The following is a 23205-nucleotide window of genomic DNA, read 5'->3' as shown; positions in this document are numbered from 1 at the left end:
GTCCCGCCTAGCGCCCAACCGAGCCGAAATGGATGCGCGGGTCCACCAGCACGTAGCACACATCGGAGATCAATCGGGCAGCCAGACCGATCAGGGTGAACAGGTAGAGCGTACCAAGCACGACCGGATAGTCGCGCCGCACCACCGCCTCATACGACAGCAGCCCCATGCCATCCAGCGAGAACAGTTGCTCGATCAGCAGCGAGCCCGTGAAGAACGCGCCGATGAATGCGGACGGAAAGCCCGTGACCAGCGGCAGCAGCGCGTTGCGAAAGATGTGCTTCCAGAGCACGCGCCGCTCCGAAAGCCCTTTGCTGCGCGCGGTCAGCACATACTGTTTGCGAATCTCTTCGAGGAATGCGTTCTTCGTCAGCATGGTGCTAACGGCAAAACTCCCCACCACCGAGGCCGTCACCGGCAGCGTGATGTGCCAGAGGTAATCGGTCACCTTGCCAAGCAAGCTCATCTGGTCCCAGTTGTCTGACGTGATGCCGCGAATCGGGAACCACTGGAAGAACGTGCCGCCGCCAAACAGTACCAGCAGCAATACGCCCAGCACGAAGCCGGGGATGGCATAACCCACCAGCACGATGATGCTGGTGACCAGGTCGAACCGGCTGCCCGCCCGCACCGCCTTGGCGATACCGAGCGGCACCGCTATCAGGTAGGTCAGGAAGAACGTCCATAGCCCGATCGAGATCGACACCGGCAACTTCGATTTGATGAGTTCCCACACGCTGCGATGCTGGAAATAGCTCTCACCAAGGTCGAACCGCGCAAAGCGGCCAAGCATAAGGAAGTAGCGCTCGACGGGGCCCTTGTCGAAGCCATAGAGCGCGCGTATCTCCTTGATCTTGTCGGGATCGACGCCGCGACGGCCCCGATAGTCGAAGGCGCCGCCGCCGCTCGCCTCGCTCCCGGCACCGCGCCCTTTCATCTCCATCATCATCTGTTCGACAGGGCCGCCCGGCACGAACTGAATCACCACGAAGGTGAGCGTAATCACGCCAATCAGGGTCGGGATCAGCAGCAGCAGGCGTTTGATCAGATAGGCAAACATGGCTTCAGGCGATGCGTTCAGTTGCGGGACTCGGGGACACGCCACCAAGCCGTCAGCACCCAGGCCTCTGCCGAGTAGTAATACGGCAGACGATCCGGATACATCAGGTTCTTGTTGTATGCCACACGGTGTGTCGCCGAGTACCAGTGCGGAATGACATAGTAGCCGTGCATCAGCACCCGATCGAGCGCGCGGGACGCGATGATCAGCTCGTCGCGGCTGCCGGCGCGCAGCACGTCGTCGATGAGCGCATCCACGGCAGGCGACTTCAGCCCGATGACGTTGTCGGAACCTGGTTCATCTGCCGCGGCAGAGCCAAACCGGTCCTTCAGCTCGTTGCCCGGACTCTGCGAGTCAGGAAAACGCAGCGAAATCATGTCGAAGTCGAACTCTTCAAGACGCTTCTGGTAGAGCGCAAAGTCGGTCATGCGCTGATTGACCTCGATGCCGAGCTTCTCGAGATTGCGCGCGTACGCCGCCATCACGCGACTCATCGCACCGCCGTCGTCGAGCATCTCGAAGACAAAGGGCTCGCCTTTGACGTTACGCAGCGCTCCGTCGTAGTAGGTCCAGCCGGCCCGGGCCAGCAGGCGGCGCGCCTTGCGCAGATTGTCGCGCAGCGAACTCGGCGGATCGGTGGAAGGCGGCGCGGGCAGCACACCGAACACATCGGGATCAAGCTTGCTGCGTAGCGGCTCCAGCAGTGCCAGCTCACCCTTGCCCGGCATACCGGTGAGCGACTCGGAGGCGGCCAGTTCACTGTTGGCGAAATAACTGTCGAGCCGGCGATACGCCCCGTAGAACAGTTGACGGTTCAGCCATTCAAAATCGAGCGCGAGCGTCAGCGCCTGGCGCACACGCAGGTCACGGAAGAGCGGCCGGCGCAGGTTCATCACGAAGCCCTGCATGCCGGCACCGTTGCGATGAGGGAACTCGCTCTTGATCAGTTCACCGTTACGGAACTTCACGCCGACGTAGCTCTTGGCCCAGTTCTTGGCGCGGTATTCGACCATGGCGTCGTACTCGCCTGCCTTGAACGCTTCCAGGCGTGCGGTCTCGTCCTTGTAGAGCTTGTACTGGATGCGCTCGAAGTTGAACGAGCCACGCCGCACGTTCAGATCGCGCCCCCAGTAGTTCGGGTTGCGACGGAAGGTGATGCCGCGAGACGGATCGAACCGTTCGATCACGTAGGGCCCACTGGCAATCGGCTCCTGGAACGTGAGCTTGTCGAAAGCGACATCCTTGCCGCCGTCCGGATCCTCAGCCTTGCCGCTGCCCTTGCCCCACTTGGGCGAGAACACTGGCAATCCGCCGACGATGAGCGGCAGTTCCTTGTTGCGGCGCTTGAAGTCGTAGCGAATCGTCGCGGCGTCCAGCACCGTCACCTTCGCCACATCGGTGGTCATGCTGCGGTAGGCCGGGCTGGCGCCCTTTCCCATGAGCATGTCGTATGAGTACTTCACGTCAGACGCGCGCACCGCATCGCCATTGGAAAAACGCGCGCGCGGATTGATGTGAAAGGTGACGGAGAGCTCATCAGGCGCGACTGTCACATCGTCGGCGAGGAGGCCATAGCCACTGGCAGTTTCGTCCCAACTGGTGATCAGCAGGCTCTCGAACACCAATTGGTTGAGCCCGGGCGCAGACGTCCCCTTGATCGTGAACGGATTGAACTTGTCGAAGCTCGTCCGCCGATCAGGGTTGCCCAGCAACAGCACGCCACCGATGGGGGCCTTCGGATTGAGATAGGCGAAATGCGAAAATCCTGCGGGATATTTCAGATCGCCGTACTCGGCATAGCCGTGGGCTGCCCAGCTCGGTGCTGCGCCGGCGGCTGCCAGCAGGCAGACCAATCCCGCGATCAACCGCCTGAACGTCTTGTGTGCCGCTGCAAGCACGCTCATGCCGCCTCTTGCCCCCGTTTCTTTTGCATATCCTGCCCCCACTCCACCGTCGCCTGAATGCGTCGTTCAAACGATTCTAACGCGCTGTCGCCGCATTCCCGCCAAATTGGCTCCGGGGATCGTCCCGCATTGACAAGACTTGCAACGTGGCACGTCTGGCAGCCCGCAAAAGCGGAGCAGCCCTGCGCTTTCCGGTATGATCGCGCCGACCGAATCGCCCGAGTGCCGTTGATGCGAGATCGCCATGGCACGCAGGCGCGACTCAGAAGCCGCAGCGCATCGCCATGCCGAGGCGGCTTCTTCGCCCACATTTGTACGGAGAAACCATGGGATTCCTTGCTGGCAAACGCATTCTGATTACCGGCCTTCTGTCCAACCGCTCGATCGCTTACGGCATCGCCAACGCCTGCAAGCGCGAAGGCGCCGAACTGGCCTTCACCTATGTCGGTGAACGGTTCAAGGATCGCATCACCGAATTTGCCAACGAGTTCGACAGCAAGCTGGTGTTCGACTGCGACGTCGGCAGCGACGAGCAGATTGCCAAGGTGTTCGAAGACCTCGGCCAGCACTGGGGCCATTTCGACGGCCTCGTGCACTCGATCGGCTTTGCGCCGCGTGAAGCGATCGCCGGAGATTTCCTCGAGGGACTGTCGCGTGAGTCGTTCCGCATCGCCCACGACATCTCGTCGTACAGCTTCCCGGCGCTGGCCAAGGCCGCGCTGCCGATGCTCTCGCCGAATGCCTCGCTGCTCGCCCTGACCTACCTGGGTGCCGAGCGCGTGGTCCCGAACTACAACACGATGGGCCTGGCTAAGGCATCGCTGGAAGCCAGTGTGCGCTACCTGGCCGGCGCACTGGGGCCGAAGGGCATTCGCGCCAATGGCATCTCGGCTGGCCCGATCAAAACGCTCGCCGCCTCCGGCATCAAGGATTTCGGCAAGCTGCTCAAGTACATGGAAGATGTCGCGCCGCTGCGCCGCAACGTGACGATCGAAGAAGTCGGCAACGTGGCCGCCTTCCTGCTGTCGGACCTGGCGAGCGGCATGACGGGCGAGATCACCTACGTGGACTGTGGCTTCAACGTGACCGCGGGCGTGCCGGATGTCGTCGGCCAAGGCTGATGCCGCTCACACGCTGAGCCAAGAAAAAGCCCGCATGGTTTGAGCCTTGCGGGCTTTTTTTCGGTCTTGCGCCAGTGCATTGGCGCCGCAGTAGTCTTTCAGCGTGAAGCCCGGACGAGCAGCCAGAACACATTTCGAACAAAACCGGTCGCGCCAAAAAGAAAACCCCGGAAGACCGCGATCTTCCGGGGTTGTTCCGCCATTGCTGGCGGAGACGGAGGGATTCGAACCCTCGATCCAGGTTTTGGCCCGGATGCTCCCTTAGCAGGGGAGTGCCTTCGACCTCTCGGCCACGTCTCCCAAACCTGCGTCGCACGAAGGAGCCCGCGCGACGAAGCGCGTATTCTAGCCACTTCACCCCGCACGGTCAACGACAACTGCATGACAACGCGGTGAGGATGCGTGGCTCCGGATCGCCATCCGGCACGCGTTCAGCCGATCAGGCCTGATCCAGCTCAAACGCCTTGTGGAGCGCGCGCACGGCCAGCTCCATGTACTTCTCGTCGATCAGCACCGAGATCTTGATTTCCGAAGTGGAAATCATCTGGATGTTGATCCCCTCTTCCGACAGCGTGCGGAACATCTTGCTGGCGATGCCCACGTGCGAGCGCATGCCGACACCGACCACCGAGACCTTCGACACCTTCGGATCACCCGACACGCTCGCTGCACCGATATGCGCCTTCACGCTGTCGTTCAGGATCGCCAGGGCGCGCTGGTATTCGCCGCGCGGCACGGTGAAGGTGAAGTCCGTCTTCCCTTCGAGCGACTGGTTCTGGATGATCATGTCGACGTCGATGTTGGCGTCGGCAATCGGACCGAGGATCTGATAAGCGATACCGGGCTTGTCCGGCACACCGATGACGGTGATCTTGGCTTCGTCGCGGGCAAAGGCGATGCCGGAAATGGCGGCGGCTTCCATGTTCGAATCTTCCTCAAAAGTAATCAGCGTGCCCGAGTTCATCTCGACGTCGAGCGGCATCAGCGGGTCGGTCAGCGACGACAGCACGCGGGTCTTCACGCGGTACTTGCCGGCAAACTCCACCGAGCGAATCTGCAGCACCTTCGAGCCCAGGCTGGCCATTTCCAGCATCTCTTCGAAGGTGATCTTGTCCAGACGACGAGCGTCGTCCACCACGCGCGGGTCGGTCGTGTACACACCATCGACGTCGGTGTAGATCAGGCATTCATCGGCTTCGAGCGCAGCGGCGACCGCCACGGCGGAGGTATCCGAACCACCGCGGCCGAGCGTCGTGATATGGCCTTCGCTGTCGATACCCTGGAAACCCGTAATGACGACCACACGACCCGCGTCGAGGTCGGCGCGCACGCGTTCGTCGTCGATCGACTGGATGCGGGCCTTGGTATAGGCCGAATCCGTCCTCACCGGCACTTGCCAGCCGGTGTAGCTGCGGGCGTCGATACCCTCGGCGTGCAGGGCGATGGCCAGAAGACCCACGCTCACCTGCTCGCCGGTCGACGCAATCATGTCGAGTTCACGCGGGTCGGGCTGGGCCGAAATCTCTTTGGCCAGGCCCAGCAGGCGGTTGGTTTCGCCGGACATGGCCGATGGGACGACCACGATCTGGTGACCTGCGCGGTGCCACTTGGCGACGCGCTTGGCGACGTTCTTGATGCGTTCAACCGAACCCATCGAGGTGCCGCCGTATTTGTGAACGATGAGAGCCATCTTGGAAAGATCAGGAGGAGGCGGAGCGGTGCAAAAGCTTTTGAAAATACAGCAATTTGCAGCGATCGGCAAGCAAGCTGCCGGCCTAGCGTGTGCTGTAGCGGCCGCCTTCGGCAGCCGGATACCAGGAGACATCCCAGCCGGGCCCCGGACCGGTCGCCGCGCGATCGATGCCAAGCCCCGCCGCAAAAACCAGCGATTCACCGGCATAGAGCAGCGGAAGCCTTGCGCGCGCCCACGGCGGAATCCCGGCCTCCTGGTAGGCCTGCTTGAGCGCCCGCGACGGGCCGCCGGGGCGAAGCACGATACGCTCGCCGCCACGACGGGGGGCTAATGACAGCGGCGCCTGCAGTGTCCGCGGCTCGATGCCCGCCACCGCAGGTGAAAAAACGAGTTCTCCGCCCCACCCCTGGACGCTCACGCGTTGTTCAACACGGTGTGCCGGATCGAACCGGATGGGCTCAGCGGCAACAGGCCGGGCAGCCACGGCCTCCTCCGGCTCGATGACCGCCACGCCTCGATAGCGTCTGACACGATGCCCGGGTAAGTCGATGCATAAACGACCGTGTTCGCTCGCATGCAGCAGTTGCGCACAAAGGTCCTCCAAGCGACGCGCCGGCACTGCGCGCATGCCGGCCTGCGACAGCCACGCCCTCAAGACTGCCCGCTGACGCGCCCTCGGCAGCGCGGCAAGCTTCTCAACGTTGAGCCCCTGCGCCGAGGTCGCCCGCGCAAGATCCTCCTGTGCCATCTCGTCAATCAGTGCCGCGGCGTCCGCCAGATGCGCGGCGCTGCGCGCCAGCGCTTCGCGATATGCAGGGAAATGATCGGCCATGCCCCTCAGCAGCGGCCTTAATGCATTGCGCGCATAGCGGCTGTCATCGTTGGACGGATCGTCGACCCACACGAGCCCATGCGCGCTGGCATACGACTCGATCTCACTGCGCGGCACATCGATCCACGGACGCAGCAACGTCAGCTCGCCTTCACGCACCATCGGCATGGCAGCCAGGCCATCGACACCTGCTCCGCGCAATAGCTGAAGCAGCACGGTTTCGGCCTGATCGTCCAGATGATGCGCAGTCAGCAGAATGGACGCGCCGGTTCTTGCGCACATCGCTCGGAGTGCGGCATAGCGGGCATCGCGCGCCGCCGCTTCGATGCCTTTCCCCGCGTCGGCAACAACATGAACACGACGCGCGTGGAATGCGACACCCGCCGCTTCGGCCATGCGCGCACAGGCGCCTTCCCAGGCGTCGGCATCCGCATGCAGCCCGTGGTGTACGTGCACGGCGACCAAGCGCACGGGCGTGCCGGCATCGCGCCACGCGGCACATGCATGCAGCAGGGCTGCGGAGTCCCGACCACCCGACAGCGCAATCGCGACGGTTGGCGCCTCGCCAGAAACAACAAAGGCCGCACACGCGGCAACGCGTTGTGCGACCTTGTTGACGAGATCAGCCGACGAATCAGCGACCTTCGGTTTCCTTGAACTTGCCATAAGACATCAAGCGCTCGTGACGGCGCGCCTGGAGTTCCGACGTCTTCATGCCTTGGAACTGGCGCAGCGATTCTGCCAGGGCGCGCTTGAGCATCGTCGCCATGCCCTTCGGGTCACGGTGCGCACCGCCCAGCGGTTCGTTGACGATCTTGTCAATCAGGCCCAGCGCCTTCAGGCGATGCGCGGTCAGGCCCAGCGCCTCGGCGGCTTCCGGCGCCTTCTCGGCGGTCTTCCACAGGATCGACGCACAGCCTTCCGGCGAAATCACGGCATACGTTGCGTACTGCAGCATGATGACCGCATCGCCCATGGCGATGGCCAGCGCGCCGCCCGACCCGCCTTCACCGATGATGGTGGCGATCAGGGGCACCTTCAGGCCCGCCATCACGAACAGGTTGTGACCAATGGCTTCGGACTGGCCGCGCTCTTCCGCGTCGATGCCGGGGAACGCGCCCGGCGTATCGACGAAGGTGAAGATCGGCAGACCGAACTTGTTGGCCAGCTCCATCAGCCGCTTAGCCTTACGGTAGCCTTCGGGCTTCGACATGCCGAAGTTGCGCAGTGCGCGCTCCTTCGTGTCGCGGCCCTTCTGGTGACCGATCACCATGCACGCCTGGCCATTGAAGCGCGCCAGACCGCCGATGATCGACAGATCGTCTGCAAAGGTACGGTCGCCGTGCAGCTCGTGGAAGTCGGTGAAGATCTCGCGGACGTAATCGAGCGTGTACGGACGCTGCGGGTGCCGGGCGATCTGCGCAACCTGCCATGGCGTCAGGTTGGCGTACAGATCCTTGGTGAGCTGCTGGCTCTTGGAAGCCAGGCGGGAAATTTCTTCAGAAATGTCGACAGCGGAATCGTCTTGTACGAAGCGAAGTTCTTCGATCTTCGCCTCAAGTTCAGCGATCGGCTGCTCGAACTCCAGGAAGGTTGTTTTCATGGATCTTCTGAAAGGCTCTTGAAGGCGCGCATTCTACCGGATTTTGACCGCCCGGCGACGCGCGGCGTTTCATCGAAATGAACGGATCAATAGGTGGTCGCCGTGTCGAGGCTGCGCCACATGTACCACGTCGCCACGGTGCGCCACGGTTCCCAGTTGGCGGCCACCTCGCGCGCTTCGCTGCGCGTGACCGGCTCGCCACTGAAATAGTTCTGCGAGATGGCGTTGATGAGTCCGATGTCGTCCAGTGGCAATACGTTCGGGCGCATCAGATTGAATATCAGAAACATCTCTGCCGTCCAGCGGCCGATACCGCGGATCTGCGTGAGTTCGCCGATGACGTCCTCGTCTTCCATCTCGGCCCACTTGGCGACGTGCAGCGTGCCGTTGCGAAAGTGATCCGCCAGATCCAGGATGTATTCGGCCTTGCGCTTGGACAAGCCGCACCCTGCCAGCTTTTCCTGCCCGGCTCGCAGGAACTGCGCGGGCACCAGCCTGGGGCACGCATCCACCACCCGCTCCCACACCGACTGCGCCGCCTTGACCGAAATCTGCTGCCCCACGATGGATCGCGCCAACGTGACGAACGGGTCACCGCGCGAAGCCAAGTGGGCCGGACCATACGCGGGAATGATCTTGCGCAGGATGCGGTCCCGCTTCATGAGGTCTGCGCAAGCCTCCTGCCAATAAGCGGGGGGCCCGGAAAGCACGACCTCGGTTGGCAAGGGAACAGCCTCGTTGGCCCCGAGCGTTTCGGGCAGCGGCACTTTGGATGCGTTCGGGCGCTTGGCCGGAGCCTTCTTCGCCGCGACTTTCTCCGTCTTGGCCGCTGGACGCTTCGCAGCGACAGTCTTGCTCGCCACTCCATCGGCCTTCAACGCAGCCGCCTTCTTGCCCGCGGGCGCCTTCACGGCTGGGGCCTTCTTGGCCGCCGCCGCACGCGTTGTGCTGGCCTTCTTTGCCACCGCGGTCATGCGCGTCTCCACTCGGTCACGCCGCCAGGCTTGTCCTCGAGCACGATGCCTGCGGCAAGCAGTTCGGCACGGATGGCATCGGCGCGCGCAAAATCACGCGCCGCCTTGGCAGCACGACGCTCTTCGATGCGGGCTTCCACTTCAGAGGCATCGAGGCCATCCGCCATCGCCCCGCCCTGCAGGAAGGCATGCGGATCACGGCCCAGCAAACCCATCACACCGGCAAGCGCAGCCAACTGATTCGCCAACGCGGACGAGCGCGTCTTGTTGACTTCGCTGGCAAGCTCAAACAACACCGACACGGCCACCGGCGTGTTGAAGTCGTCGTTCATCGCCTCGCGGAAACGCTTGGCGTGCGGCTCGCTCCAGTCGGGCGTGGCATGCGCGACGGCGGGCACATCCTTCAGCGCCGTGTACAGGCGCGTGAGAGCGTGGCGTGCATCGTCCAGGTGGGCGTCGCTGTAGTTCAGGTCGCTGCGATAGTGCGAGCGCAAGATAAAGAAGCGCACCACTTCGGCGTCGTACACCTTCAGCACATCGCGGATGGTGAAGAAGTTGCCGAGCGATTTCGACATCTTCTCGTCGTTCACGCGTACGAAACCGTTGTGCATCCAGGTGTTGACGAAGGTGTTGCCATTGGCACCTTCGGACTGGGCGATTTCGTTTTCGTGATGCGGGAATTGCAGATCGGCACCGCCACCATGCAGGTCGAAATGTTCGCCGAGCAGATCGCAGCTCATCGCAGAGCACTCGATATGCCAGCCTGGCCGCCCCTCTCCCCACGGCGACGCCCAGCGCGATTCGGCTGGCTCATCGGCCTTGGCGGATTTCCACAGCACGAAATCGAGCGGGTCCTGCTTGGCGTCATTGGCTGCCACGCGCTCGCCGGCGCGCAGGTCTTCGAGCGACTTGCCCGAGAGCTTGCCGTAGCCGGGGAACTTGCGCACCGCGTAGTTCACGTCGCCATCGGCGGCTTGATAGGCCAGGCCATTGTGCTGCAGCTTGCCGATCATGCTCAGCATCTGCGGCACGTATTCGGTGGCGCGCGGCTCATGGTCCGGGCGCTGCACGCCAAGCGCGTCGGCGTCTTCGTGCATCGCCTGGATGAAGCGGTTCGTGAGCGCACTCATCGTCTCGCCGTTTTCGACCGCCCGCTTGATGATCTTGTCGTCGATGTCGGTGATGTTGCGCACGTAGGTCACGTGGTACCCCGACGCACGCAACCAGCGCTGCACCATATCGAAGACCACCATCACCCGCGCATGCCCGACGTGACAGTAGTCGTACACCGTCATCCCGCACACGTACATGCGTACGCGGCCGGGCTCGATGGGGACGAACGTCTGTTTCTCACGCGCGAGCGTGTTGTAGATCTTGAGTGATTCCATGAAGCGGTGTCGGGAGGTTCGGCACCCCGCGTGTGCGAGGTCAAACGATGCGGGCGGACCGACTTGGAGGCATACTGCTGCGGCACGGCGCCTGCAAAACCAGCGCCATATCTTACCGGAACTGCACCGACGAAGCGGGCTGCCGACGTGCTCGGCATGCTCCCCGTCAAGAACCTTTCCTGGCGCACGTCGCCGCTGCTGCGCCCAAGGGCGGTTTGTTAGAATGCGGCGGAGTATAACGGAACCCATTCTCATGAACAGTTCGCTGCGTCTGCACGGTGCCACCCTGTGCGCTGCAACCCTGGCCTGCCTGCTTGCCGTGTCGGCCGCACCGGTTTTCGCCCAGACCGCCGGCTTTGCACTACCGGCGGACCTGACACCGAGCACCCAGCAGCCGCCCCAGGTCGCGCGCCAGAAACGCATCGACGACGCGCTCGCCAAGAAGCGATATCGCGAGGCGCTGGCCGAACTCGACAAGGATGTCGCCGAGCAGCCGCGCAATGCGCAGGCCCGCTTTCAGCGCGGCGTGGCGCTCGCAGGCCTGGGGCGTGCCGACGACGCCATTGTCGCCTTCAGCCAGATGACACAGGATTTTCCTGAACTGCCCGAGCCGTATATCAACCTGGCGGCGCTGTATGCCGAACGCGGCGAACTCCTGCGCGCCCGCGACGACCTGATCATGGCGAGCCGCGTCGCACCCGAGAATGCCCTGGCGCAATCGAGCCTCGGCGACATCTATGTGCGGCTCGCGGCGCAGTCTTATCAGAACGCCATCAAGCTGAACCCGAAGAACGCAACCGCACGCACCCGCCTCGAGGCCCTGCCCGATCTGCCGGGCCTGCGTCCGGCGCCCAAGCCGGCTGCCACGCCACCGGCCGCGAGCGGCGTGAGCCCACAGCCGGCCAAGCGTCAGTAACGAGACGCCGCCCATCCCGTTTCCCCACCTGCAAATCTCTTCCTGACCATGCTCCGTTTCCGCTCCCTTCTTGCCGGGCTCGTCTGTGCGCTGGCCGTGTCGACTGCCGCCGCCGCAACGCAAGCGCCACGCGTGCAGTTCAAGACGTCGATGGGCAACTTCACCGTCGAGGTCTATCCGGACAAGGCGCCCAAGACGGTTGCCAACTTCCTGCAATACGTGAAGGACGGTTTCTACAAAGGCACGATCTTCCATCGCGTGATGGACGGCTTCATGGTGCAGGGCGGCGGTTTCACGCCCGACATGAAGCAGAAGGACACACGCCCGCCCGTCGAGATCGAATCGAAGAACGGCCTGAAGAACGACAAGTACACGATCGCCATGGCCCGCACGATGGATCCGAATTCGGCCACCGCGCAGTTCTATGTGAACGTGGTCGATAACAACATGCTGAACTACCCTGGTCAGGATGGTTACGGCTATACCGTCTTCGGCAAGGTGGTCGAGGGCACCGACACCATCGACAAGATCAAGGGCGTGGAGACCACCACCAAGTTCCCGTACCAGAATGTGCCCGTCAAGCCGATCGTGATTGAATCGGCCACCATTGTTTCGAAGTAACGCTTTGCTCCCGAAGGAATTCACCATGACCCAAGTCAAGCTGCATACCAACCACGGCGACATCACCCTCGCCCTGGACGCTGAAAAGGCACCCAAGTCGGTCGCCAACTTCATCAGCTATGTGAAGGACGGCCACTACAACGGTACGATCTTCCATCGCGTCATCAAGGGCTTCATGATCCAGGGCGGCGGTTTCGAGGCTGGCGAGAAGATGAGCCAGAAGCCGACCAAGGCACCGATCGACAACGAAGCGAACAATGGTCTGAAGAACGAGCGCGGCGCGATTGCCATGGCACGCACCAACGATCCGCACTCGGCGACGGCCCAGTTCTTCATCAATACGGTCGACAACGATTTCCTGAACCACACGTCGCCGACGCCGCAAGGCTGGGGCTATGCCGTGTTCGGCAAGGTCACCGAAGGCATGGACGTGGTGGACAAGATCCGCGCCGTGCGCACCGGCAACCGCGGCTTTCACCAGGACGTGCCGCTGGAAGACGTGATCATCGAAAGCGCTGAAGTGATCGAATGACCGAAGCAGCGCATGGGTCCGCGCTGAACACACCGGTCCGGGTTTCCGGGCCGGTGTTTTTTATTTCGGATCTGCACCTGACAGCCGGCATGCCCGCCACGGCCGCCGCGTTCGAGCGCTTCATGCGCACGCGCGCACGCGAGGCCCGCACGCTGGTGATCCTGGGTGACTTCTTCGAGTATTGGGTCGGCGATGAAGAGCTCGTGGATCCGTTCCACCAGCACATCGCCCGCCTGCTCGCCGAACTCGCGGACGCGGGCACACGCGTGCTGTTCATGCACGGCAACCGCGACTTCCTGCTCGGCCGGCGTTTCCTGACCGCCGCGCACGCCACGCTACTGCCCGACCCCAGCTTGCTCGAAGCCGACGGCCAGCGCATCGCGCTTGCCCACGGCGACGCGCTCTGCACCCGCGATACGGCCTACATGCGCTTTCGCCACTGGACACGCAAGCGCTGGGTGCAGCGGCTTTTCCTGACGATGCCCCTGCGCTGGCGGCTGAAGATCGCGCAGAAGATGCGCGCCGACAGCGAGGCCGGCCGGGCGATGTCCGCCAATGTGGCTGGCGAACCGCGCGCCGCGGCCGTGATGGGCGACGTGGCGCCAGAGGCTGTCGATGCCCTGTTCAAAAGCACCGGCGCGCCGACACTGATCCACGGCCACACGCACCGCCCGCAACGGCATCACGAGCCACGCGGAGAACGCTGGGTGCTGTCGGACTGGGACTTCGATCAGGGCCGGCCGCGCGGCAGCTTCCTCAAGCTGCAAGACGGCGTACTGACCGTGGAGCACGTGGCGGCTTGAGGCGCCGCCACTGCGCCACGCCTACTTGAGCATCCCCTTGAGCTGGCTCGCATCGAACGGATCATTCGGTGAGTTCTCGAGATGTGCCCCCAGACGGTCGAGCGCCGCCAGGATCGACTCGATGCGCTCCTGCTGAAGCGCGCTGTGGTCGATCAACCGCTTGAGCGCCAGCGATACAGGATCATCGGCATCGGGCGTGATGCCGTAAGCCGAGAACTCCTGCTTGAGCGCCGGCTCCTTCGCCGTTGGCACGTCGCGCTCGATGATGCGTGCCGGGATGCCCACCGCCGTGGCGCCAGCCGGCACCGGCTTGAGCACCACGGCGTTTGACCCCACGCGCGCGCCATCGCCGATCTCGAAGCCACCAAGCACCTTCGCACCCGCGCTCACCACCACGCCCTTGCCGAGCGTCGGATGCCGCTTGGCGCCTTTGTAGAGCGACGTGCCGCCCAGCGTGACGCCCTGGTAGATCGTGCAGTCGTCACCGATTTCGGCCGTCTCGCCAATCACGACACCCATGCCGTGGTCGATGAACACGCGCCGGCCGATGGTCGCTCCAGGGTGGATCTCGATACCGGTCAGGAAGCGCCCGAGGTGCGAGAACCACCGCCCCAGCAGCTTGAAGCCATGGCGCCAACACGCGTGCGCGACCCGATGAACGATGACAGCATGCAGCCCCGGGTAGCAGGTCAGCACTTCCCAGCGGCTGCGCGCAGCCGGGTCTCGCTCCATGATGGCGCGGACATCTTCGCGAATGCGTGTGAACATCTTGGTGTGTGTGGATCGTTATGAAACCGCCGCGCATCAATGTGCGCTGCGAAGCAGTGTAAGGCATTGCCTTACCGCACGACGGCAAGGGTCAAAGGCCCGTCACAGGTGGATTGCGCTGCGGCAGCGGCCCGCCGCGATCAGCGACAGTCGTCGGCAGCGCCCGTCGGGGAAGTGGCGCGCTGTCCTGGCGCGACCTCGGCGTCACGGCCGAGCATGCGCTTCGCGATGCCGCGCAGGATATTGACTTCCTCGGTCTCCAGCTGCGTGCGGGCAAACAGACGCCGCAGGCGCGGCATCAGCTTCTTCGGTTGGGCCGGATCAAGGAAACCGATCTCGACGAGACCTCGCTCCAGATGTTCGAACATCCCGTCGATCTGCTCTGCCGTCGCTGGCTCGCCGACAAAACCGACCCCCTCCATGCGCGTGTCTGCGGTGCCGGTTGCGGCGAGCAGGGCCATGCGCACTTCATATGCGATCAACTGCACCGCCTGCGACAGGTTGAGCGATGCATACGCAGGATTGGCGGGAATATGCGTCACGACATGGCAGCGCTCGACCACCTCGTTGGGTAGGCCGAAACGCTCGTTGCCGAAGACAAACGCGACGCTGGCATCGGGCGCCGCCAGCAAGGCCGCCACCTCCTCAGCCGCGGCACGCGGGCCGATGCGGCGCGGGCCGAATTCACGCGGGCGGGCCGTTAGCGCAATGGTGAGCGAAGCACCGGCCAGTGCCGCGCCAATGTCGTCGACCACGCGCGCGCTGGCGAGCACATCATCCGCGCCGCTTGCCATGGCGATGGCGTCGGCATGTGACTGGGCCCCGGCTTCACGCGGGCGGACAAGTACAAAACTGCCGGGCTCGCCAAAACCCATTGTCTTGAGCGCACGTGCGGCGGAGCCGACATTGCCTGGGTGGCTGGTCTCGACCAGCACGAAGCGGCAGCGTGCCGCACGCAGGCGCAACGTTTCAGGGTCGGCAGGCGCGCCGTTCGGTGTGTTTTCCGGGGCACTGGAGGCGGGGTTCATATACAATACGGCCACTCTTTTGACGGCGGGCAGGATCGTGAGATTGGCCCGCCGCTCGTTCTTCTACAATTCGCTGTGTTGTTCGCCTGCTGCCAAAAGCGTGTCAGGCGCGGAGATCCGTCATGCATCCGATGCTCAATATCGCCGTCCGGGCTGCCCGCAAGGCCGGCACCATCATCAACCGCGCGTCCTTCGACGTCGATAGCCTGCGCACCGAGCGCAAACGACACAACGATTTCGTCACCGAAGTCGATCGCGCGGCCGAGGCCGCGATCATCGAAGTCATCAAGACAGCCTACCCCGATCACGCGATTCTAGCGGAAGAGTCCGGCCAATCCTGGGCCGACGGCGAGACCTCCAGCGAAAATGTGTGGGTCATCGACCCGCTGGACGGCACCACCAACTTCATCCACGGCTTTCCGCAATATGGCGTGTCGATTGCGCTGATGCAACGCGGCGTGGTCACCCAGGCCGTGGTGTACGACCCGACGCGCGACGAACTCTTCACCGCCTCCAAGGGTGCGGGCGCCTTCCTGAACAACCGCCGCATCCGCGTCACGCGCCGCGACAAGCTGGCCGACTGCCTGATCGGCACAGGCTTCCCCTACCGCGACCTGGAAGGCCTGTACGACTACACCCGGCTGTTCGCCACCATGACGGAAAACTGCGCCGGCCTGCGCCGCCCGGGCGCCGCCGCGCTGGACCTCGCCTACGTGGCCTGCGGCCGGCTCGATGGCTTTTTCGAGCAAGGGCTGAATGCGTGGGACATGGCTGCCGGCTCGCTCCTGATCTCGGAATCGGGCGGCCTGGTGGGCAACTACTGCGGCGAGTCGGGCTACCTCGATCAGGGCGAAATCCTGGCCGGCAACCCGAAGGCCTTTGTGCAGATGATCAAGATCACCGCGCCGTTCTCGCGCGCGAAGGCTGAAGCCTGATCGGTCGGCACCAGAACAAAAAAGAGCCCGCTTCGCGCGGGCTTTTTCTTTACGCCAGCCAGCCGTTACTTTTTGGCTGACTGAGGCTGGTTCGGCGTAAAGCTCAGCGATGGCAGTTCAGCCTGCGCCTTTTCCGGCGTTTCCAGTTCCGGCACCACACGGCCGACAATCAGTCCCAGCGACGGCGATGTGCGCACGTACTTGGTCTCGCCCGCATCCAGTGCAAAGCTCAGCGTTTTCTCGGTCTCCGTGGCGGTCGACACGACGTACTTGCCAGCAGGGCGATCGACAAAGAAAAAACCGCCCGGCTTGGATTGACCCACCACTTCGCCATTGAGCTTGATGTCCGGTTGCACCGCCGCGCCGAACATCGACGACGAGCGGAAGAAGTACACGCGGCCCTGATCCTGCTTGAGCGTCGGAATTGTCGAAGCCATCTCCGAATACTTCACGCCCGACGCGCAACCGGCCATCAGGACGGTGATGCCGATGGCTGAAAGCAATGCGCGCAAAACTCCCTTCATTGTGATGCTCCTGTCGAAATGGAAATGGCTTTGGAAAGGGGGGAATACGCCTGCTCGCCGGGCAGATAGAAACCGACGAGGCGCCCGCCAGCGATCACGAGATAGGCTTCATGCACTTGCCGCCCCTCGATCGTGAAGATGGTGCCAACGGGCCGGTAGACATCACCTTGCGGCAGCGCGCCTACGCGTTGCCATCGGGAGCCGGCAGCGAGGGTGCGCGTGTAGCCCGTATCCAGCCGGATCTCTGCAGGCGCCGTCATCTGGATTCGCATTGGGCTTGCCGCGCTGTCGACGGCCAGCGCGGCCGGTGCGGTCGGGACCATCGGGGCACACGCACCCAGGCCAATCAAGGCAATGCCTGCCACAAACCAACGCAGCATCGGTTTTCGCACAACGCCCTCCAACATGGTCTTTCAGGTGCCGAGGCGGCACGCTTTGGCACTCGATCTTAAAGACGTGACACCGAAGCAGCATCCCCCCGAATTCCCTTTTTAGAGGGGGTCCATGATGCAGATTTTTATCGTCTGATATTAGCGGCTCTCAGTCAGCGCGCTCCGCGGGAACGCTGACGACCACCAGGGCCTGGGCCTGCTCCGCGCCCACGGAGCGCGTCCGATGCGGAATGCGTGCATCGAACATCACCGAATCGCCGACCCCCAGCCGCACGATCTGGCCGGCGAGCGCGACTTCGATCTCGCCGCGATGAACGAACAGCAGCTCTTCACCAGCGTGCTCCTTGAAGGGCGAGTCACTAAAGTCGGCGGGCGGATAGATCACGAACGGCTGCAGCGTCTTGCCGGCGCGCTGGGTGGCAATGCCTTCGTACCGTGGCTGCGTACCCGGCTTGCCGACGCGTGTGCGGTCCGCCGCCCGTACCACCGTCATGGCGGCAGTCGCGGCGTTCTCGCCAAACAACTCTTCAATGGGGATGCCCAGTGCCTGGCCCAGCCGCATCGCGACGGCAATCGACGGCACAGAGACCCCACGCTCGACCTTGGAGAGGTAGCTCTTGGTCAGGCCGGTCTTGTCGGCCAGGGTTTGAAGCGACCAACCGTGGTTCTTGCGTAGCGGTTTGAGGCGTACGGTCATGGAAACGAATGTGTCATGAACAGGCGAAAGATTGTCCCATATGACACACGGTGTCATAGAATACCGGCTTGCCGATCTGCCCGGCCCACCATGAAAACCGCTCTTGCCCTGCGCCACGTGCCATTCGAGCATCTCGGCCTCCTGCAGCCGCTGCTGGAAGCGCGCGGCTACGCCGTGCGGCACGTCGATGTGGGCATCCAGCCGCTACCGACCGCCGACCTGTCCGATGCCGATCTGCTGATCGTGCTGGGCGGCCCGATTGGCGCGTATGACGATGCGGTCTATCCGTTCATCCCCGAGGAGGCTGCCGTCATTGCCCAACGTCTGGCGGCGCGCAAACCGCTGCTTGGCATCTGCCTGGGCGCGCAATTGATGGCGCGGGCGCTGGGCGCGGCAGTCAGGCCGATGGGCCAGAAGGAAATCGGCTTTGCACCCATCACGCTGACCGCCGAGGGCGCAGACTCCCCGCTCGCGCCGCTGGCCGACGGGACACCGGTGCTCCACTGGCACGGCGACCAATACGAACTGCCGCCCGGTGCGCGCCGGCTGGCTTCGACGACCATGTGCCCGGAGCAAGCCTTTGCTATCGGCAACCACGCGCTGGGATTGCAATTCCATCTGGAAGCGAATCTCGAAACGATCGAAGCATGGCTGATCGGGCATGCGGCTGAGCTTGGCGCGGCGAGCATCGACCCGCGCATGTTGCGTGCACAGGCGCCCGTCGTGGCTCAACGGCTGTCACAGCGTGCCCGCGAGGTCTTTACTGCGTGGCTCGACCAAGCGGAGGCCGCATGACGCTCCCAGCGCCCATCCGTATCGACGCGCTCCTTGCCGGCCGCGCAGTCGATTACACCCGGCCTGGCTCGCGCAGCGCCATCCATAAGCGCCCGGTAACCGTGGCGGTGCAGGTCGACATCAACGGCATCTTCGGCGATGAGCAAGGCGACCGGCGCGTGCATGGCGGCCCCGACAAGGCGATCCACCACTACCCGTTCGATCACTACGCTGCGTGGCGCAACGACATCGGCCCGCACGCCCTGCTCGCCCGACCCGGCGCGTTCGGCGAGAACCTCAGTACCGCGGGCCTGACCGAAGGCGACATCTGCGTGGGAGATCGCCTGCGCGCAGGCAAGGTGGTGCTGGAGGTATCGCAACTGCGCCAGCCGTGCTGGAAGCTGAACGATCGCTTCGACACGCGCGACATGGCGCATCGCGTCCAGCATACGGGGCGCACAGGCTGGTATTACCGGGTGCTGGAAGGCGGCACGCTCCAGGCCGGCGATACGCTCGAGTGGGTGGAGCGTCCGTGGCCCCAATGGCCGCTGACGCGCGTGCTGGATGTGCTCTATCGCAACACGCTGGACCCAACGGCGCTGACGGCGATGCTGGCGCTGCCGCTCACCCCTTCATGGCGCAAGCTGGTGGAAGGCCGGCTCGCGCGCGGCGAGGTGGAAAGCTGGACCAAACGGATCGATGGCCCAGCATTGGGTCACTGATCAGAAGGTTTCCCAATCCGAGCCGGAGCCAGCGCCAGCCGCCGCCATGGGCTTTGCCCTGGCGGGCGCAGCCGGAACCGTGGCGACAGCGCCCACCCTGGGCTCGCGCCTGGGCAGCGCCGTACGCTGCGCCTTGGTCGGCTTTGCACCAACCGTAGCCACAGGCTTCGCGGGTTTGAATGCACCCACGGTTGCCTCCGATCCGTCGAGCCGGAACTGCGACACCACCTGCGTGAGGTTCTGCGCCTGTTCTTCGAGCGACTGCGCCGCAGCGGCAGCCTGCTCCACCAGCGCGGCATTCTGCTGTGTGACCTGCTCCATTTCCGACACCGCCTGGCCGATCTGCAGGATGCCCTGCGTCTGCTCGGCCGATGCGGCGGCAATGTCTTCCACGATGTTGGCGACGCGGCGTACGGCCTCGACAGTCTCGCTGATCGTCTCACCGGCCTGCGCCACTTGCGTATGGCCTGCCTGCACACGCGAGACCGAGTCGTCGATCAGCGTCTTGATCTCCTTCGCGGCGGCCGCGCTGCGCTGTGCCAGCGCACGCACTTCGCCCGCTACCACGGCAAACCCGCGTCCCTGCTCGCCGGCACGCGCCGCTTCCACCGCGGCGTTGAGCGCCAGGATGTTGGTCTGGAAGGCAATGCCGTCGATCACGCCGATGATGTCGGCCATCTTGCGCGAGCCCGCGCTGATGTCGTCCATCGTGGCGACCACGCCGAGCACCACCTCACCGCCTCGCGAGGCAAGATCGGCGGCGTTGGACGCCAGTGCGCTGGCCTGGCGTGCGCTCTCGGAGTTGTTGGTCACGGTGGACGTCATCTGCTCCATGCTGGCGGCGGTCTTCTCCAGCGAAGCCGACTGCTGCTCGGTACGCGAAGACAGATCCAGGTTGCCGCTGGCGATCTCATGCGCGCCCGTATTGACCGAATCGGAACTGCTGCGCACTTGCCGCACGGTGTTCACCAGACTCTCGCGCATGCGGGCCACCGCCGCGAGCAGACGGCCCAGTTCATTGCGACCGCCGGCTTTTACCTGAACGGCCAGGTCGCCCTCGGCAACGCGCGTCAGCACCTCGACGGCTTCGTTGAGAGGCGTGATGACGAAAGCCCTGAGCCCGTAGAACACCGCCACGATCAATGCCAGGGCCATGGCAATGCCCAGCGCAACAAACTTCAGGATCAGGGCGTAGCGCGTGCGGCCACCATCGGTCTGCTCCTGCGCAAGCCGTTTGACGAGCTGCTGAAAGCGCTCGATCTGCACCGACCAGGCTGTGCCCGTTGCAGTCACGTCCTTGTCGTTGATTTCGGTATAGCCGGCCGCATCGCCCGCACGCAACGCCGCCATGGCGCGCTGCACCGCTTCAATGTGCGTCTGGGCGGCTTTGACGATCGACTGATGCAATGTCTCATCGACGCCTTCGATGGGCGGCTCGTTCTTGAATGCCTCGACCTGCGCGATCGACTTCTTCAGTCCATTTTCCGAACTCTCGATGGCACCTGCCTTGGCAGCCTCGTCCATGTTTTCGCGCAGCGCGCCGTAGACGCGCGCCATGCCGGTGCGGGCGCGCTGCATGTCCTTGTATGCGTCATTCAGGAGCATGCTGCGATCCGAGATTTCGTGGACGCGCCCGGTGGCTTCGTTCGTGATGCGCAGGGCCAGCACACCGACCACCGCCCCCACCACGATCATCATCGCAAAGGTGAAGAGAATTGCCAGCAGGCCGGTGCGTACGCTGGTGTTTTTCAGAATGCGATCCATCTAGGTCTCCGGGTCCGGCCGGCAGACGACTGCACCATGCCGGAAGCAGGCACACGCGCGATTGCGCGCGCGAGATCAATGAAGGTCAGAACGTTTCCCAGTCGGCATCGTTGCCGGCGGCCACCAGCGATGGAGATTTGACGGCACCGGACGGCGCCGCTGCCGGCGCAGCAGGCTTGGCGAGTACCGGAGCCTTGCGGGCCCTGAGCCGCGGTTTCGCTGCTTCGGGACTCGGTTTAGCCGGTTGCGGGCGCGGTGCGGCATTCCCGCCGGCAATCGCCTTCGGCGCCGGCGGTGCGGCGCTTGCGGCCGGGCCGGCGCGCAACGCGTCTGAGTGCAGACGAAACTGCGCGACGATCTGCGTCAGGTTGCCGGCTTGCTCTTCAAGCGACTGCGCGGCGGCCGCGGCCTGCTCCACCAGTGCGGCGTTCTGCTGGGTGGCGTCGTCGAGTTGCGTGACGGCGTGGCTGACCTCTTCGATTCCCGAGCGCTGTTCCTGGCTCGCAGAGGAAATTTCTCCGACGATGTCCGTCACGCGCTTGACGCTGGCGACCACCTCGCGCATGGTCGTGCCAGCTTCTTCCACGAGTGCGCTGCCGGCCTCCACGTTGACCACGGAGTCGTCGATCAGCCCCTTGATCTCCTTGGCGGCTGCGGCGCTGCGTTGGGCCAGGCTGCGCACCTCGCCTGCAACGACAGCAAATCCGCGCCCTTGTTCGCCGGCGCGGGCAGCCTCTACCGCCGCGTTCAGCGCGAGGATGTTGGTCTGGAATGCAATCCCGTCGATCACGCCGATGATGTCGACGATCTTGCGCGACGAGGCGTTGATGGACCCCATGGTCTCCACCACGCGCGTCACCACGTCGCCGCCGCGTACCGCCACATCAGAGGCTGAGACGGCCAGTTGGTTGGCTTGCTGCGCGTTGTCGGCGTTCTGCTGCACGGTCGACATGAGCTGCTCCATGGCAGATGCCGTCTCTTCCAGCGAGCTGGCCTGCTGCTCCGTGCGCGAAGACAGATCGAGGTTGCCGCTTGCGATTTCGCGCGTCGCCGTGCCGATGGTGTCCGATGCGCTCTTGATGCTGCCGATGGTCTGCACCAGCGCGCCGCGCATGCGGCCCATCGCGTAGAGCAAGCTGTGGTCGTCACCAGGACGGGTCGAGATTTCCACGGTCAGATCGCCGCCCGCAATGCGATTGGCCACGTCGGCTGCGTAAGCCGGGTCGCCGCCCAGCGTGCGTTGCAGGCTGCGGTTCGCAATCGTGCCCAGCACGACCAGCAAGATCGCCACCAGCACCAGCACAGCGCCGGTCTGATACAGCGACGTCATGAACGCAGCGTTGATGTCGTCCATATAGGCGCCGGTGGAAAACACCCAGTCCCACGGCGCGTAGCGGATGGCAAATGCCGTCTTGGGCACCGGCTCCGTGCCGCCGACGTGCGGCCAGACATAGGTGGTAAAACCGCCGTTCGGGCCCTTGGCTGCCTCGGACAGGCCAACATAGACGGCGTTGCCCTGTGCATCCTTGAAGCCGGATTGATCTTTACCGACCAGCTCGGCCTTGATCGGGTGCATCACCACCACGTTGCTGGAATTGGTGATGGTGAAGTAGCCGTCTTTGTCGTAACGCAGTGCGCGAAAGCGGTCGAGTGCCTGCTTCTGTGCCTCTTCCTTGGTCAGGGCGCCGCTCTTGACCAGATCGTCATACTGACTGGCGAGGTTCAAGGCCATGGTGCTGACGCTGACCAGGTTGTTCTTGCGCTCTTCCATGCGGATTTCGCGCGCCTGATAGGCGTTGAACACCGACATCAAGGTCAGTGCAACGATGCTGATGACCAGCGGCAGCCAAAGTTTTTGGCGGAAGCTGAGCTTGCTCATTCCAGAGTCTCCGGAGCGGAAGACAGCGGCACTGCGTGCGCAATACATCTCCCGATGGTTTAGTGTTCCGGATGATGTATCGGCAACATGTTCACCAATCTTGAGCCGCCGCCGTCTGTCTGGCCGTCAACGATCCCATTCCGGGGCAATGGGCTGCCCGACTTCCGCTTTGTCCATGTCGCTCTGTACGGAATCGATCGCGGTCTGGCCCGTCAAGCCGAACGTGCCAGGACCGAAGGCAGGAACGTTGCAAGCAGCGTCCATGCGGTTGTCCT

Annotated in this window: 23 protein-coding genes and 1 tRNA gene; 8 read left to right on the top strand and 16 right to left on the bottom strand. The window is 63.8% G+C overall.

The genetic code is table 11. From position 1 onward, the window contains the following. Positions 1-7: 7 nt before the first annotated feature. Positions 8-1060, bottom strand: a complete 1053-nt coding sequence (locus R2N03_RS17410; protein ID WP_316659070.1) for a microcin C ABC transporter permease YejB — start codon at positions 1058-1060, stop codon at positions 8-10. Between the two features lie 17 nt (positions 1061-1077). Further along, complete coding sequence (locus tag R2N03_RS17405; protein WP_316659069.1) at positions 1078-2964, bottom strand: extracellular solute-binding protein; 1887 nt, start codon at positions 2962-2964, stop codon at positions 1078-1080. 326 nt (positions 2965-3290) lie between these two features. Between R2N03_RS17405 and fabI the strand changes: the two genes are divergently transcribed. Continuing rightward, positions 3291-4085 carry an enoyl-ACP reductase FabI gene (gene fabI / locus R2N03_RS17400; protein WP_316659068.1) on the top strand — a complete coding sequence of 265 codons (795 nt, stop codon included), beginning with the start codon at positions 3291-3293 and terminating at the stop codon, positions 4083-4085. 206 nt (positions 4086-4291) lie between these two features. Here fabI and R2N03_RS17395 read toward each other — a convergent pair. The 6 genes from R2N03_RS17395 to cysS form a co-directional block, all read right to left on the bottom strand. Next, positions 4292-4385, bottom strand: a tRNA-Ser gene (locus R2N03_RS17395). Positions 4386-4524: 139 nt separating this feature from the next. Next, positions 4525-5775 carry an aspartate kinase gene (locus R2N03_RS17390; RefSeq protein WP_316659067.1) on the bottom strand — a complete coding sequence of 417 codons (1251 nt, stop codon included), beginning with the start codon at positions 5773-5775 and terminating at the stop codon, positions 4525-4527. A gap of 85 nt (positions 5776-5860) precedes the next feature. Then, entirely contained in the window at positions 5861-7276 is a 1416-nt protein-coding gene (tilS, locus tag R2N03_RS17385) for a tRNA lysidine(34) synthetase TilS (protein ID WP_316659066.1), read from the bottom strand. Then, the gene (locus R2N03_RS17380; protein WP_316659064.1) at positions 7245-8213 is read right to left on the bottom strand and encodes an acetyl-CoA carboxylase carboxyltransferase subunit alpha; all 969 of its coding nucleotides are present in this window, start codon (positions 8211-8213) and stop codon (positions 7245-7247) included. Before R2N03_RS17380 ends, tilS begins: the two co-directional genes overlap by 32 nt. An 86-nt stretch (positions 8214-8299) precedes the next feature. Further along, positions 8300-9187 (bottom strand): DNA-3-methyladenine glycosylase family protein, encoded by an 888-nt coding sequence (locus R2N03_RS17375; RefSeq protein WP_316659063.1) that lies wholly within the window; start codon positions 9185-9187, stop codon positions 8300-8302. Continuing rightward, entirely contained in the window at positions 9184-10575 is a 1392-nt protein-coding gene (gene cysS / locus R2N03_RS17370) for a cysteine--tRNA ligase (RefSeq protein WP_316659062.1), read from the bottom strand. The genes R2N03_RS17375 and cysS overlap by 4 nt, the downstream gene beginning before the upstream one ends. Before the next feature lie 253 nt (positions 10576-10828). On the opposite strand from cysS, the gene R2N03_RS17365 reads away from it, so the two are divergent. Genes R2N03_RS17365 through R2N03_RS17350 form a run of 4 tightly spaced genes read left to right on the top strand, consistent with a single transcriptional unit; the run spans position 10829 to position 13447 of the window. Continuing rightward, the gene (locus tag R2N03_RS17365) at positions 10829-11491 is read left to right on the top strand and encodes a tetratricopeptide repeat protein (protein WP_316659061.1); all 663 of its coding nucleotides are present in this window, start codon (positions 10829-10831) and stop codon (positions 11489-11491) included. Between the two features lie 48 nt (positions 11492-11539). Beyond that, positions 11540-12112, top strand: a complete 573-nt coding sequence (locus R2N03_RS17360; RefSeq protein ID WP_316659060.1) for a peptidylprolyl isomerase — start codon at positions 11540-11542, stop codon at positions 12110-12112. Positions 12113-12137: 25 nt separating this feature from the next. Next, positions 12138-12644 carry a peptidylprolyl isomerase gene (locus R2N03_RS17355; protein ID WP_316659059.1) on the top strand — a complete coding sequence of 169 codons (507 nt, stop codon included), beginning with the start codon at positions 12138-12140 and terminating at the stop codon, positions 12642-12644. Beyond that, a complete protein-coding gene (locus tag R2N03_RS17350; protein WP_316659058.1) occupies positions 12641-13447 on the top strand; it encodes a UDP-2,3-diacylglucosamine diphosphatase in 807 nt (268 codons plus the stop codon). The genes R2N03_RS17355 and R2N03_RS17350 overlap by 4 nt, the downstream gene beginning before the upstream one ends. A gap of 21 nt (positions 13448-13468) precedes the next feature. Here R2N03_RS17350 and cysE read toward each other — a convergent pair whose 3' ends face one another. Together cysE and R2N03_RS17340 are read right to left on the bottom strand one after the other, a co-directional pair. Beyond that, positions 13469-14215, bottom strand: coding sequence for a serine O-acetyltransferase (cysE, locus tag R2N03_RS17345; RefSeq protein WP_316659057.1), 747 nt, complete (start codon positions 14213-14215; stop codon positions 13469-13471). Positions 14216-14355: 140 nt separating this feature from the next. Next, entirely contained in the window at positions 14356-15243 is an 888-nt protein-coding gene (locus R2N03_RS17340) for an RNA methyltransferase (protein ID WP_316659056.1), read from the bottom strand. A gap of 122 nt (positions 15244-15365) precedes the next feature. On the opposite strand from R2N03_RS17340, the gene R2N03_RS17335 reads away from it, so the two are divergent. Continuing rightward, positions 15366-16178, top strand: a complete 813-nt coding sequence (locus R2N03_RS17335) for an inositol monophosphatase family protein (RefSeq protein ID WP_316659055.1) — start codon at positions 15366-15368, stop codon at positions 16176-16178. A 65-nt stretch (positions 16179-16243) separates the two neighbouring features. Here R2N03_RS17335 and R2N03_RS17330 read toward each other — a convergent pair whose 3' ends face one another. The 3 genes from R2N03_RS17330 to R2N03_RS17320 all read right to left on the bottom strand — a co-directional run bounded on the left by R2N03_RS17330 (position 16244) and on the right by R2N03_RS17320 (position 17791). Then, the gene (locus tag R2N03_RS17330; protein ID WP_316659054.1) at positions 16244-16702 is read right to left on the bottom strand and encodes a DUF2846 domain-containing protein; all 459 of its coding nucleotides are present in this window, start codon (positions 16700-16702) and stop codon (positions 16244-16246) included. Next, on the bottom strand, positions 16699-17082 hold the full coding sequence (locus tag R2N03_RS17325; RefSeq protein ID WP_316659053.1) for a hypothetical protein: 384 nt from the start codon (positions 17080-17082) through the stop codon (positions 16699-16701). Before R2N03_RS17325 ends, R2N03_RS17330 begins: the two co-directional genes overlap by 4 nt. A 160-nt stretch (positions 17083-17242) precedes the next feature. Further along, positions 17243-17791, bottom strand: coding sequence for a helix-turn-helix domain-containing protein (locus R2N03_RS17320; RefSeq protein ID WP_316659052.1), 549 nt, complete (start codon positions 17789-17791; stop codon positions 17243-17245). A 90-nt stretch (positions 17792-17881) separates the two neighbouring features. Between R2N03_RS17320 and R2N03_RS17315 the strand changes: the two genes are divergently transcribed. Together R2N03_RS17315 and R2N03_RS17310 are read left to right on the top strand one after the other, a co-directional pair. Further along, entirely contained in the window at positions 17882-18586 is a 705-nt protein-coding gene (locus tag R2N03_RS17315) for a glutamine amidotransferase (protein WP_316659051.1), read from the top strand. Next, positions 18583-19287 carry an MOSC domain-containing protein gene (locus R2N03_RS17310; protein WP_316659050.1) on the top strand — a complete coding sequence of 235 codons (705 nt, stop codon included), beginning with the start codon at positions 18583-18585 and terminating at the stop codon, positions 19285-19287. Before R2N03_RS17315 ends, R2N03_RS17310 begins: the two co-directional genes overlap by 4 nt. Here R2N03_RS17310 and R2N03_RS17305 read toward each other — a convergent pair whose 3' ends face one another. The 3 genes from R2N03_RS17305 to R2N03_RS17295 all read right to left on the bottom strand — a co-directional run bounded on the left by R2N03_RS17305 (position 19288) and on the right by R2N03_RS17295 (position 23194). Continuing rightward, complete coding sequence (locus R2N03_RS17305) at positions 19288-21051, bottom strand: methyl-accepting chemotaxis protein (protein WP_316659049.1); 1764 nt, start codon at positions 21049-21051, stop codon at positions 19288-19290. It lies immediately after the preceding gene. A gap of 85 nt (positions 21052-21136) precedes the next feature. After that, positions 21137-22930, bottom strand: a complete 1794-nt coding sequence (locus tag R2N03_RS17300; protein ID WP_316659048.1) for a methyl-accepting chemotaxis protein — start codon at positions 22928-22930, stop codon at positions 21137-21139. A gap of 126 nt (positions 22931-23056) precedes the next feature. Then, positions 23057-23194 (bottom strand): hypothetical protein, encoded by a 138-nt coding sequence (locus tag R2N03_RS17295; RefSeq protein ID WP_316659047.1) that lies wholly within the window; start codon positions 23192-23194, stop codon positions 23057-23059. Positions 23195-23205 lie beyond the last annotated feature (11 nt).

The sequence above is a fragment of the Ralstonia condita genome, from assembly GCF_958405655.1.
Lineage (GTDB): Bacteria > Pseudomonadota > Gammaproteobacteria > Burkholderiales > Burkholderiaceae > Ralstonia > Ralstonia condita.
This window is presented reverse-complemented; position numbering and strand designations above follow the sequence as displayed.